Annotated in this window: 14 protein-coding genes; 10 read left to right on the top strand and 4 right to left on the bottom strand. The window is 62.3% G+C overall.

Going from position 1 to position 12748, the window contains the following annotated elements:
- Positions 1 to 5: 5 nt before the first annotated feature.
- The 4 genes from pgeF to ABYV89_RS02515 form a co-directional block, all read right to left on the bottom strand.
- Entirely contained in the window at positions 6 to 800 is a 795-nt protein-coding gene (gene pgeF / locus ABYV89_RS02530) for a peptidoglycan editing factor PgeF (protein WP_432821352.1), read from the bottom strand.
- 61 nt (positions 801 to 861) lie between these two features.
- Positions 862 to 1830 carry an RluA family pseudouridine synthase gene (locus ABYV89_RS02525; protein WP_432821351.1) on the bottom strand — a complete coding sequence of 323 codons (969 nt, stop codon included), beginning with the start codon at positions 1828 to 1830 and terminating at the stop codon, positions 862 to 864.
- On the bottom strand, positions 1831 to 2100 hold the full coding sequence (locus ABYV89_RS02520) for a hypothetical protein (protein WP_432821350.1): 270 nt from the start codon (positions 2098 to 2100) through the stop codon (positions 1831 to 1833). It lies immediately after the preceding gene.
- Between the two features lie 112 nt (positions 2101 to 2212).
- Positions 2213 to 2962, bottom strand: coding sequence for an HAD family hydrolase (locus ABYV89_RS02515; RefSeq protein ID WP_432821349.1), 750 nt, complete (start codon positions 2960 to 2962; stop codon positions 2213 to 2215).
- Between the two features lie 174 nt (positions 2963 to 3136).
- Here ABYV89_RS02515 and ABYV89_RS02510 point away from each other — a divergent pair, with 174 nt between their 5' ends.
- The 10 genes from ABYV89_RS02510 to sucB all read left to right on the top strand — a co-directional run bounded on the left by ABYV89_RS02510 (position 3137) and on the right by sucB (position 12731).
- Positions 3137 to 3733: a helix-turn-helix domain-containing protein gene (locus ABYV89_RS02510; protein WP_432821348.1), complete on the top strand. Its 597-nt coding sequence runs from the start codon at positions 3137 to 3139 to the stop codon at positions 3731 to 3733.
- 157 nt (positions 3734 to 3890) lie between these two features.
- On the top strand, positions 3891 to 4553 hold the full coding sequence (gene elbB / locus ABYV89_RS02505) for an isoprenoid biosynthesis glyoxalase ElbB (RefSeq protein ID WP_432821347.1): 663 nt from the start codon (positions 3891 to 3893) through the stop codon (positions 4551 to 4553).
- A gap of 145 nt (positions 4554 to 4698) precedes the next feature.
- On the top strand, positions 4699 to 4857 hold the full coding sequence (gene rd / locus ABYV89_RS02500; RefSeq protein ID WP_432821346.1) for a rubredoxin: 159 nt from the start codon (positions 4699 to 4701) through the stop codon (positions 4855 to 4857).
- Between the two features lie 13 nt (positions 4858 to 4870).
- Positions 4871 to 5062 (top strand): ferredoxin, encoded by a 192-nt coding sequence (locus ABYV89_RS02495; RefSeq protein WP_432821345.1) that lies wholly within the window; start codon positions 4871 to 4873, stop codon positions 5060 to 5062.
- Between the two features lie 21 nt (positions 5063 to 5083).
- Complete coding sequence (lipB, locus tag ABYV89_RS02490) at positions 5084 to 5818, top strand: lipoyl(octanoyl) transferase LipB (protein ID WP_432821344.1); 735 nt, start codon at positions 5084 to 5086, stop codon at positions 5816 to 5818.
- Positions 5790 to 6671, top strand: a complete 882-nt coding sequence (gene lipA, locus ABYV89_RS02485) for a lipoyl synthase (RefSeq protein WP_432821343.1) — start codon at positions 5790 to 5792, stop codon at positions 6669 to 6671. The genes lipB and lipA overlap by 29 nt, the downstream gene beginning before the upstream one ends.
- Complete coding sequence (gene trxB, locus ABYV89_RS02480) at positions 6655 to 7596, top strand: thioredoxin-disulfide reductase (protein WP_432821342.1); 942 nt, start codon at positions 6655 to 6657, stop codon at positions 7594 to 7596. The genes lipA and trxB overlap by 17 nt, the downstream gene beginning before the upstream one ends.
- A 112-nt stretch (positions 7597 to 7708) precedes the next feature.
- Positions 7709 to 8212: a DUF4388 domain-containing protein gene (locus ABYV89_RS02475; RefSeq protein ID WP_432821341.1), complete on the top strand. Its 504-nt coding sequence runs from the start codon at positions 7709 to 7711 to the stop codon at positions 8210 to 8212.
- Between the two features lie 668 nt (positions 8213 to 8880).
- Positions 8881 to 11583 (top strand): 2-oxoglutarate dehydrogenase E1 component, encoded by a 2703-nt coding sequence (locus ABYV89_RS02470; protein ID WP_432821340.1) that lies wholly within the window; start codon positions 8881 to 8883, stop codon positions 11581 to 11583.
- 5 nt (positions 11584 to 11588) lie between these two features.
- The gene (sucB, locus tag ABYV89_RS02465; protein ID WP_432821339.1) at positions 11589 to 12731 is read left to right on the top strand and encodes a dihydrolipoyllysine-residue succinyltransferase; all 1143 of its coding nucleotides are present in this window, start codon (positions 11589 to 11591) and stop codon (positions 12729 to 12731) included.
- Positions 12732 to 12748: the final 17 nt, after the last annotated feature.

Below are 12748 nucleotides of genomic sequence, written 5' to 3'. Positions count from 1 at the left end.
TTTTTTCATCCCAGAATGACAAAGCCGAGCTGGCGACCGGTCTTGCCGCCGTCACGCCGATAGGAAAAAAGCGATTCCCGATGGCAGCAGGTGCATTCTTCGGCGACACTCAGGCCGGCGGCCGGCAATCCGGCATCCTCCAGTTGCAGCAGACAGCTTTTTTTCAGGTCGAGGTGCCACTTGCCCAGGGCCACCTCCTCGGCAATCGCCTCCCAGTGGCCGCTCCCCTGGCGAAACGCCTCGCGCACCTGGCGATCGACTTCGTACTTGTGGGCGCCGATCCCCGGACCGACGGCGGCCAAAAGATTGTTCGGATCGCAGCCGAAGCTGGCCTGCATGGCCTGCACCGCCTTGTTCAGGATCCCGGCGGCCGCGCCGCGCCAGCCGACATGAACGACCCCGGCCGCCTTTTTATCGGGAGAATAGAGGAGTACCGGGTAGCAGTCTGCCACCAGCACCCCGACCATGATGCCCGGCTGATCGGTGATCACCGCATCGCATTCGACACTCAGAAAATGCGAGAGATCGGGGTTGGGCTGATCGAGAACCAGCACATCGGTGCCGTGCACCTGCTTGACGGTGAGCAAATGATGGGGCTGCAGATCGAAGGCCCGGGTCAGGGTCGAGCGGTTGCCGTCGACGTTGTAGCGGGCGTCGTCGGTATTGAACCCGAGGTTCAGCGAATTGTAGGGGGGCCGACTGACCCCGCCGTTGCGGGTGGTAAAGCCGGCGCGAACCGCCGAGGATTCCCCCCAGGACGGCTGCAGGTAGCTGATTTTTCCTTGTTTGACCTGTTTCATATGCGAATAAGCACTCCAGATGCAAGCGGCCCCGGGGGGTTCCCGAAACGCCGGGTTCAGGCTATTGCCGGTATTTTTCGTCAAGGTAGCCGATGATTTCATTGAAATCGGCAGGCAGGGGACTCTCAAACTCCATATATTGACCACTTTGCGGGTGAATAAAGCCCAACAGCCGGGCATGCAGGGCTTGGCGATGCAGCTGCTGCACTTTGCGCCGCAGGTCCGGATCGGCCAGCGCCTTGGCCCGACCGGAACTGCCATATACCGGGTCACCGACGATGGGGAGCCCCATTTCCGAAAAGTGAACGCGGATCTGGTGGGTGCGCCCCGTCTCGAGGGTCAGTTCGACCAGCGACAACCGGTCCTGCTCATACCGCCGCAGCACCCGCCAGTGGGTCACCGCCCGCCGGCCGCTGCGGCTGTTTGCGCTCATTTTCTTGCGCTGCACGGGGTGACGGCCGATAGGGGCATCGACGGTTCCGGCCTTGGTCTCCGGCGTGCCGTGCACCAGGGCCAGGTAGCGGCGGGTGATCGAATGGACCTTGAACTGGGCGGCCAGATGCTGATGGGTGGCGTCGTCTTTGGTCGCGACCATCACCCCGGAGGTATCCTTGTCAAGGCGGTGGACAATGCCCGGCCGCAGTTCGCCGCCGATCCCGGCCAGGTCCTGGCAATGGTGCAGCAGGGCATTGACCAGCGTTCCCGCACGATGCCCGGGGGCCGGATGTACCACCAGCCCGGCCGGCTTGTCAACGATGATCAGATGCCGATCTTCGTAGAGGATATTAAGGGGGATTTCCTGGGGAACCGCCTCGGCAGGTATCGCAGCAGGAACAGCAACCTCAATCTGTTCGCCGCCTTTCAGTTTGAGGCTGGCTTTGGCCGGAACTCCCTGCAGGAGCACCCGTCCGTCATCAATGATTTTTTTCAGCGCAGAGCGGGAATGATCGGGCAGGCTGTCGGCCAGAAACCGGTCGAGCCGCTCGGGGGCTCGACCGAATTCAAAAAGAAACTGATGGGTTTTCACCATTTACCAGATCGGACTTTCGATCTTGCCGGCCTGCTTGATCATGACATCGACAATCGCCCGGTCGAACAGGTGTTCAGACTGCTCCATGTCGGGAGATATCCGGGTGCGAAAATGCTCCCGTCCCTCTTCGAGCTCTTCCGCGAGGAGGTCGAAAATATTGTCTTTTTTGATCCCCTCCTTAACCTTGTCCTGGTTATACAGGGCGATGTCAGAAACGATCGCCCGGGCAAGACGAAAGGCAAGATCAGGATTGTCAACAAGTCTGGCCATGGTTCCTCCCCAGCTTTGGATTCAAATGGTTCCGCGGGCCCTCCGGCCGTAGAGGGAAGCCTGAACTTTCCGCAACCCGATGGAATACAGGCAGATTAGCGAATAAAGGCTTTCATGTCAATGATTCAGCCGCGTTTCCCAACTCACCGACAAACCGGTACAGGTCGTCGAGTCCGCCGCGATAATCGGTGGCAAAAGAACCCGCGCAGCGATCGACCAGCCAGGTATCGACCAGATAGGTGGCGATCCCGGCCTGACGGGCCGCCAGGTCATGCTCGGTATCGTTGCCGATCATCAGGCACTCGTCGGGGCCAAGCCCCAGGCAATCGAGGATATCGGCAAAATAGCCCGGATGCGGCTTGCAGAAGCGGCTGTTTTCGTACGAGGTGACCAGCTCGAAAGGATAACCCAGCAGCCCCCCCCAATCCATCCGGGCCTCGACAACGGAGCGGGGAAAAACCGGGTTGGTGGCCAGCACCACCCGCAGGCCGGCCAGACGGCACCGCTCGAGAATCTCTCGGGGCAGGGGGTGCGGCTGCACCAGGCTGGCAAGCTGCTGCAGACCATCCTCGCAGTACCGCTGCAGCCGGAGGTTAAAGAGCGCGGCATCGATGTTCAAGCTATCGGCCATCATGGCGAGGAAGAAGTCCTCGTTGCTTTGCGATCCGTCCTGCCGGCGTAGCAGGGCAACTGTCGCCTGCAGCAGGACATCGGCAAACCGTTTCGGCGCGGCGACATCATCGAAGCAGGCCGCCAACCCCCGCGAGTAAGCCGGGATGAAGCGTCTCATCTCAACCTGGAGCAGAGTGCCGTCAAGGTCGAAGAGAACCGCCCGGTATGAATTATTGTCCGCTTTACCCATATAAAGTTCCAGCGCTGTCGAAGGATTGATTATTTTTCCTCCACTGAAAATAGCACAACCCGGCGATCAGGCGAAATCGAATTATCCCCGCCAGCTCGCGACACGAACCACAAATCCCTTGACTTGGACCAGCTCACAAGGTAAAAAATTTAAGAAAAACAGCGAGGTAAAGGCATGGAAAACATCCGGGAGGAAGTCAAGGAACTGCAGATCGGCCTTAAAGTCCGCCGTTTGCGCCAGGAACGTCGCATGACGCTGCAGGACCTGGCTGACGCCACCGGCCTTTCGAAACCCCTGCTGTCGCAGATCGAAAACGAGCAGGTCATCCCCCCCCTGGGAACCTTGCTGCGCATCGCCAAGGCCTTCAAGGTCGGCCTGCAGCACTTTTTTCAGGAAGAGGGGCATAATGAAAAATGCATCCTGACCCGGGCCGGCGAGAGCCGGAGGATGTACCGCCGCCCGGCCCAGGACGAGACGCCCCAGCCCTATGCCTATCACTCCCTGGCCTTCGGCAAGAAACACCGCAACATGGAACCGTTCCTGGTCGAATTCGAACCTCGCCAATGTTACGAGGGACTGCAGGTCAGCCACGAGGGGGAGGAATTTCTCTTTCTTATCGAAGGCGCCCTTGAACTGCACTACGGCGAGCAGGTGATGACCATGGCCCCGGGCGACTCGGTCTATTACGATTCGTCCGAACCCCATGGCTATGTCGCCACCGGCGACGGCCCGACCCGGGCGGTGGCGGTGATCTACTCCAAAGGGGGCTGAACCGGCAGCGAACGAAATAACATCATCCCGCCGTCAGCTTGACATTTTTCAAGCTTTTTCTACTCTTGAATTCTGCCTCGGCGAAGCGCCGGGACCCCCGCAGAGACATTCCGCGTTCTGGACTGACCTTTCAATAACCGATAAGGAGGAAATGATCATGACCAAGGTTGGCGTAATCCTTTCAGGCTGCGGTGTCTTCGACGGCAGCGAAATCCATGAAGCGGTCATCACCCTGCTGGCGATCGACCGGGCCGGCGCCGAGGCGGTCTGCATGGCGCCGAACATCGACCAGATGCACGTGATCAACCATCTCGGCGGCAGCGTGGCCGAAGGTGAGCGCCGCAACGTGCTGGTTGAATCGGCCCGCATCGCTCGCGGCAAAATCCGCGACATCAAGGAGGTCAAGGTCTCCGACTTCGACGCCCTGATCCTCCCCGGCGGATTCGGCGCCGCCAAGAATCTTTGCGATTTCGCCGTCAAGGGCCCTGACTGCACGGTGCAGCCGGACGTGGCCCGACTGGTGCGGGAAACGGTCGAAGCGAAAAAACCGCTGGCCGCGGTGTGCATCGCCCCGGCCTTGCTGTCGAAGGTCCTCGGTGACCTGCAGCTGCACCACAAGCTGACCATCGGCACCGACGAGGGGACCGCCCAGGCGCTGACAGCCATGGGCTCCGAGCACGTCAACTGTCCGGTTACCGAATGCGTGATCGACAAGGCCAACAAGATCATTTCCAGCCCGGCCTACATGCTGGCAGGGCGCATCAGCGAAGCCGCCGAGGGGATCGAAAAAACCGTAAAAACCCTGATCGGCATGGTCTGACCACCGAAAAGAAAGGGCGTTACGGCGGGGCGGGCCCGGTCCGCCGTTTTGCTTGTCTCGCCCCATCCGCAACTTGCCAGAAGCGGGAAACCGACTAGAATAAAGGGGCGTCAAACCCTCCCCCTTCCACCGTCAGGAGATGAACATGGAAAAGTACCGCTGCACGATCTGTGACTATGTGTACGATCCCGCCGAAGGTGATTCCGCCGGCAGCATCGTCGCCGGAACAGCCTTTGCCGACCTGCCCGACGACTGGGTCTGCCCGGTCTGCGGTGCCGGCAAGGACGATTTCGAGCCCGCCTGACAGGGAGTCCGCCATGTCCCGAAAACTTTTCGTCGACCAGGATGCCTGCATCTGCTGCAACCTCTGCGCTGATACCGTCCCCGACGTCTTTCGCATGAACACCGAGGGGGTGGCCGAGGTCTACGATCCCCTCGGCACCAGCGAAGACGTTATCCAGGAGGCCATCGACGCCTGCCCGGTAGCCTGCATCCACTGGGAGAACTAGCCGCACCTCCTTGGCAGCACAATGACCCAGAATGGCCCGACACAACACACCGCACAAGACGCTGAAGCGGGCTGGCGGCCGGGGCGAATCCTGCGCACCCTCCACCCCGGCCGGCTGAGCTACCCTGACGGCCTGCAGCTGCAGCAGAACCTGCTGGAGAAACGGCGCCAGGGGAGTGACGAATGGCTGGTGCTGCTCGAGCACGATCCGGTCATCACCCTGGGCCGCTCGGCCCGCCCGGAGCATCTGCTGTGCCCACCGGCGGAACTGGCCGCCCGCGGCATCGACTGCCTGCCGGTCAGCCGGGGCGGTGATGTGACCTACCATGGGCCGGGACAGCTGGTCGGTTACCCGATCCTCCATCTCGACCTGGTGAACCGTGACCTGCACCGCTACCTGCGTTGCCTGGAAAGGGTTCTGATCGACACTCTGGCCGCCTTCGACCTGCCGGCCTCGAGACACCCCGACCACACCGGAGTCTGGGTGGACGGGTGCAAGGTCGCCTCCATCGGCGTCGCCGTACGGCACTGGATCAGCTGGCACGGCTTCGCCCTGAATATCGACAGCGACCTCGACGGCTTTGCCAACCTGATCCCCTGCGGTTTGCCCGACGTCCGCATGACCTCGATGACCCAACTGCTGGGGCGTCAGGCGGCAGTCACCTCGGTAACTGAACAGCTGATTCGTTCGTTTGCCGCCGTCTTTGATTTACAGCATGCAGGAGCTTATGACGTCCCCCAGAATCCGCAAGCCTGACTGGCTCAAGGTCCGCATCCCCGGCGGGCCCAAATTCGCCCGCATCGACCGCTTCCACCGCGACCAGGGGCTGCACTCGGTCTGCCGCAGCGCCGCCTGCCCCAATCAGGGGGAGTGCTGGAGCCGCGGCACCGCCACCTTCATGATTCTAGGCAATATCTGCACCCGCCACTGCGCCTTCTGCAATGTCGCTGACGGCTGTCCCGAAGCCGTCGATAGAAACGAGCCGGAAAAAGTGGCCGCCGCCATCGCCGAACTCGGGCTCAAGCATGCCGTCATCACCTCGGTGACCCGCGACGACCTGGCTGACGGCGGTGCCGGCCAGTTTGCCCGCCTGGTCGAGGCAATCCGCCAGCAAGCCCCGGACTGCCGGGTCGAACTGCTGATCCCCGACCTTGCCGGCAGCATTGACGCCCTCGCCGTCATCCTTGAAAGCGGTCCGGACATCCTCGGCCACAACATCGAGACGGTTCCGCGCCTCTACCCCGTCGTCCGCCAGGGCGCCGACTACCGCCGCTCCCTGGCCCTGCTCGCCGAAGCGCGCCGCCGGCAGCCTGATCTGCAATTGAAATCGGGGATCATGCTGGGGATGGGGGAAACGCGCAGCGAAGTCTCGGCGGTCATGACCGACCTGCGTAAAAACGGCTGCTCGCTGCTGACCATCGGCCAATACCTGGCCCCGACCCGTCGCCACCACGAGGTGCTGCGTTACGTTCCCCCGGAGGAATTTGCCGAATTCAAGGAGCAAGGGCGCCGACTCGGCTTTGCCCACGTCGAGTCGGGTCCGCTGGTCCGCTCCTCCTACCATGCCGAAGAACAATTCGAGGAGTCACAACATGCCAGCAACCGATAACATCCACGACACTATCATCCTCGGCTCCGGACCGGCCGGCCTCACCGCCGCCATTTACGCCGCCCGCAGCAGCTGCTGCCCGCTGCTGATCGCCGGCGGCCAGCCCGGCGGCCAGCTCACCACCACCACCAAGGTCGATAATTTCCCCGGCTTCGCCGAAGGGGTCGACGGCCCCGAACTGATGCAGCAGATGGAAGACCAGGCCCGCCGCTTCGGAACCGAGTTCGTCGACGGCGAGGTGACCCGGGTCGAACTGGGCAAAGCGCCCTTCAAGCTGTGGCTCGACGAGAAGCTGCTGCAATGCCGCACCCTGATTATCGCCACCGGGGCCTCCCCGCGCATGCTGGGGCTGCCCAACGAGTGGGAACTCTACGGCCGGGGGGTATCGGTGTGCGCCACCTGCGACGGCTTTTTCTACCGGGACAAGCATGTGGTGGTCGTCGGCGGCGGGGATACGGCCATGGAAGAGGCCTCGTTTTTGACCCGTTTCGCCGCGAAAGTGACCGTCGTCCATCGCCGTGACAGCCTGCGGGCCTCGGCGGCACTGGAGCAGCGGGTGCGGGAAAATGAAAAAATCGGTTTCCGCTGGGAAACCCAGGTTACCGCCATCCTCGGCGATTCCGCCAAGGGGGTTCACGGCGTCCGCCTGCGCCACCTGCCCAGCGGCAAGGAAGAGGACCTGACCTGCGACGGCCTCTTCATCGCCATCGGCCATACACCCAACACAGCCCTGTTCAAAGACCAGCTCGAACTGGACAAGGACGGCTACCTGGCCACCCGCAACGGCACCGAAACCAGCATCGCGGGGGTCTTTGCCGCGGGCGACGTGCAGGATCCGCACTTTCGCCAGGCCATCACCGCCGCCGGCACCGGCTGCATGGCCGCCCTGCAGGCCGAACGCTACCTTGAAAGCCACGGCGACTGAAATTTACGGAAGTCCTTGCCGGCCCCTCCGTTAGGATGATATAACCATAAACGCAGGGGGAGCCGCCCCGGCTGCCCGGCCCAAATCCACTCAAGGAAAGCGAATACCCTCGATGGTTGCTGGCGATCTGGAACTCATGCCGCTGCAGGAAATCGTTGCCGGAATCGAAGCCCGCAAGAAATCGGGCGTTCTTCGGGTGGCACAGGGAATCGTTGAAAAAAAGTTTTATTTCAATGACGGCGACGTTATCTTCGTCACCTCCACCCAGGCCGGCGAACGGATCGGTGAATTTCTCACCGGCATCGGCTGCCTCGATCTGAACCGCATGCAGACCCTGCTGGAAGACAGCAAGCGGCGGGGCGTTCACTTTACCGCCGATTTACTCGCAGAAAAGGTGTTCGAGCGCAAATCCCTCGAAACCGCCCTCACGCAACTCATTATCATTGCGCTGGCCGATGCCCTGTGCTGGCAGGACGGCAGCTTCGAGCTGACCGGCAACCTGCCGCAAGCGGTCCTGAACGGCCCCATCAAGATCCGGGTTGCCGGTGCGCTGGAGAAATCGGCCCGGCTCAACAAGCTGCCGCTGGTGGCCGAGAGCACGCGGACCGGCAGCTGACGACTTCATCAGTCAACCCGATTGCCGCGAGGTTCCACACCCATAATCGTCCTCAGTGACCTGGGAATAAGCGGGCAGCCCTCTTCATTCACCTCGCCCTGCCTGGCATGATGACTCCTGACAATCACCTCATTGTGCTGCCGCTCCTCGCGTTTTACCCGCTATGGCGCCTGCATTTTCAGCAGAGTCCACAGCTGTTCCATATCAAGCAGCTCGTAGCCGGCGAAAACCTGCTTCCGGTCTACCCTGCCGATGAAGGTTTCGATCAGCTCATAATCGATGATCGTTTTCGATCCGCCGCCACGTGATGAATTTAATGGCGGTTCTGCCGTTCGCTTTCAAGCTTTTCCACAAACTCGGCGCCGGTCATGGCTAATCTCATCTCATTCAATTTTGTTGGTTTTTTCAGCTGGACGCCCATGCACATCGCCGACAACCCGGCTGATCCGGCTGCCAGCAGTGCGTCCCTAAATCAAGTTTCAACCCGTGCAGAAACCATGACAAACGGCATCTCCCGGGGGCCGGCATCCGGATCGACCAGGGCGGGGACGTTTTCATGACGGGCGGATTTGCGCCTGTAAATTCCGTTTGTTATACTTCCAATCATTTGGATAGAATAGATCGGCCATAGCGCTCCTCCCCCCCAACCTTGCAGAGAAAGTTATCGCGTGAGCTTTGAAGGCAACATCGGCCCGGAGTATCTTGACGCTCTCTACCAGAAATGGCAGCAGGATCCGCGCAGCGTCCCGCCGACCTGGCAGGCATACTTTGCCGGCTTCGAACTCGGCTGCCAGGCCGCGCCGGCTGCCGCTGCCGCTGAGACAGCCTTCAAGCAGTCGGCGGTGCAGTCACTGATCTACCGCTACCGCGACATCGGCCACCTGCTGGCCTGCACCGACCCCCTGGCCCCCTGCCCGGTCTCCCATCCGCTGCTCGAGCTGGCGGCGTTCGGCCTGAGCGAAGCCGACCTCGACACCCCCTTCGCGACCCGCAACTTCGTCCAGCCCGGCGGCACCCTGCGGGAGATCGTCGACATTTTGCAGCAGACCTACTGCCGCTTCCTCGGCGTCGAGTTCATGCACATCCAGGATCCGCATGAGCGCCAGTGGCTCAAGGAGCGCATGGAACCGGTACGCAACCGCCCTGCTTTCAGCTTTGAGCAAAAAACCCGCATCCTCTGGAAATTGAGCGCGGCGGCCCAGTTCGAAGCCTTTCTGCACAAAAAGTTTCTCGGCCAGAAGCGTTTTTCCCTCGAAGGCGCAGAAACCCTCATGCCGCTTCTCGACCACCTGGTGAGCCTGGCCGCCGCCGGAGGCATCACCGACCTGATCCTCGGCATGCCCCACCGCGGCCGGCTGAACGTGCTGACCAACCTGTTCAACAAGCCGTATGCGACCATTTTCGGCGAGTTCGAGGACAACCTCGAATACGCCGTGGTCGGCGAAGGGGACGTGAAATACCACAAGGGCTTTTCCACCGAGATCGAGACGCCCGGCGGTCACCGCATCCACCTGACTCTGGCCTCCAACCCGAGCCACCTCGAAGCGGTCGACCCGGTGGTCGAAGGCAAATGCCGGGCCCGCCAGGACGGGTACGGCGAGGCGGGGCACGGGCGGGTGCTGCCGGTGCTGCTGCACGGCGATGCCGCCTTCGCCGGCCAGGGGCTGGTCAGCGAAACCCTCAATCTTTCACAACTCGACGGCTACCGGACCGGGGGGACTGTGCACGTCGTGGTCAACAACCAGATCGGCTTCACCACCCTGCCGACCGACGCCCGCTCCACCCGTTACGCCACCGACGTGGCCAAGATGCTGTCGGTGCCGATTTTCCACGTCCACGGCGAAGACCCCGAGGCGGCCCTGTTCGCCATCGAGCTGGCCTTCGACTACCGGCAGCAGTTCGGCCGCGACGTGGTGGTCGAGCTGATCTGCTACCGCCGTCACGGCCACAACGAGGGGGACGAACCCTTTTTCACCCAGCCGCTGATGTACGAGGCGATCCGCAACCGGCCGTCGGTCCACGAGCTGTATGCCGCCCAACTCGAACAGGAAGGGCTGAGCCGGCAGCAGTTCGAAGAGATGACGGCCGCCGTCGACAGCTGCCTGGAACTCGCCCTGGATTCCGAAGAGAAGACGGTCGACCAGGGATTCCAGGGCAAGTGGCAGGATATCGACCGCGACACTTCGGATGAGCCGGTCGATACCGCAGTGGCCAAAAAAACCCTGATCGAACTTGGACGGCTGGTGACCGCCCTCCCGCAAGGCTTCACCCCCCACCCGAAAATCGCCAAGCTGATGGAGAACCGCCGGCAGGCCATCGAAAGCGGCGACGGCATCGACTGGGGCGGCGGCGAAGCCCTGGCTTTTGCCAGCCTGCTGCATGATGGCGTGAGTATCCGCTTGTCGGGACAGGACTGCCGGCGCGGCACTTTCAACCACCGCCATGCCGCCCTGATCGACAGCGCAACCGGCAAACCGGCCTTCCCCCTCGCCGATGCGGCCAGAGGCGAGGCCCGGCTGCACATTTACAACAGCCTCCTGTCGGAAGCGGCAGTGCTCGGCTTCGACTACGGCTACTCGCTGGAAACGCCCGACGGACTCACCCTGTGGGAAGCCCAGTTCGGCGATTTCGCCAACGGCGCCCAGGTCATCATCGACCAGTTCATCGCCAGCAGCGGCGCCAAGTGGGATCGGGCCAGCGGCCTGGTGATGCTGCTCCCCCACGGTTTCGAGGGCCAGGGCCCGGAACACTCGAGCGCCCGCATCGAGCGCTACCTGCAGCTCTGCGCCCATCGCAACCTCATCGTCGTCAACCCGTCGACCCCGGCCCAACTCTTTCATCTGCTGCGGCGCCAGGTGCGCCAGGCCTTCCGCAGGCCGCTGATCGTCTTCACCCCCAAGGGACTGCTGCGCCACCCCCTGTGCCGCTCCCGGCTCGACGATTTTGCAAAAGGCCGGTTCGAGGAAGTGCTGACCACGCACGAAGCCCCGAAAAAAGTCCGCAGGGTGCTGCTGTGCAGCGGCCGGATTTATTACGACCTGCGGGAGCGGCTGGAGGAAAAACCGCAAAACGAGATCGCCCTGGTGCGGATCGAACAGCTCTACCCGCTGGCCGCCGCCAAACTGGCCGCCATCCTCAAACCCTGGGCCAAGGCCGAAACCTTCGCCTGGGTTCAGGAGGAACCGCAAAACGGCGGGGCCTGGAACCATCTGCGTCCCCAGCTCAGCAACATCCTCGGTCGCGAGCCAGAGTATATCGGCCGGGACGAAGCGGCCTCGCCGGCCGTCGGTTCCCACAAAACCCATCAGCACGAGCAGCAGGCGATCCTTGACCTGGCGCTCGGCAGCAACCCCCAGCGCAAAGCGGAGTGATCACTATGGAAATCAAAATCCCCGAGGTCGGTGAATCGATATACGAGGCGACCATTGCCAAGTGGCACAAGCAGGAAGGGGACAGCGTCGCCAAAGAAGACCTGCTCTGCGAAGTGGAAACCGACAAGATCACCCTGGAGATTCACGCCGAAGCCGCCGGCACCCTGTCGCTCAAGGCGGCAGAAGGGGAAACGGTGCGGGTCGGGGCGGTGATCGCCATCCTGGCCGAAAGCGCCGGCAACGCAGCCGAAGCCAGCCCGCCCCCGGAAAAAACGAAACCGCCGAAAGCGGCGGCCGAGAAATCCGTAAAAAAACCGGCAAAGGATGAGCCAAAGCCCACCGCCAAACCGGCTGCTGCCGCCAAGCCGGCCGTTGTGCCCCCGCCGGCACCAGCTGCCCAGACTCCGCCTGCGGCGCCGGCGAAGACAACCTCAGCGCCGGAATCGGATCAACGCACCACCCGCAAGGCCATGAGCCCGATCCGGCGCAAAATCGCCGAACGCCTGCTGGCCGTCCGGCAGCAGACCGCCATGGCCACCACCTTCAACGAAGCCGACCTGAGCCGGATCATGGATCTGCGGCGCCGGCACCGCGACAGCTTCAAAGCGCGCCACGGGGTCAAGCTCGGCATCATGTCCTTTTTCATCAAGGCCTGCGCCGAGGCGTTGAAAGAGTTCCCCGAGGTCAACGCCCGCATCGACGGCAACGACATTGTCTACCAGCACTTCTACGACATCGGCATTGCCGTCTCCGCGGCAAAAGGCCTGCTGGTACCAGTCATTCGCGATGCCGACCACAAGGATTTTTCCGAACTGGAGCAGACCATCGGCGATTTCGCCGAACGGGCAGCGGCCAGCCGCATCGAACTTTCGGAATTGGAAGGGGGGACGTTTTCGATCAGTAACGGCGGGACCTACGGCTCGCTGCTCAGCACCCCGCTGCTGAACCCGCCGCAGAGCGCCATCCTCGGCATGCACGCTATCCAGGAGCGGCCGGTGGTTCGCGACGGCGCAGTGGTAATCAGGCCGATGATGAACCTGGCCCTCAGCTACGACCATCGCCTGATCGACGGTCGCCAGGCGGTCGAGTTCCTGATGCGGGTCAAAACCCTGGTTGAAGAACCGGAGGAGATGCTGCTGGAACTATAGCCTCAGTTGGGGGCGGG

It is taken from the genome of Trichloromonas sp. (assembly GCF_041583255.1).
Lineage (GTDB): Bacteria > Desulfobacterota > Desulfuromonadia > Desulfuromonadales > Trichloromonadaceae > Trichloromonas.
This window is presented reverse-complemented; position numbering and strand designations above follow the sequence as displayed.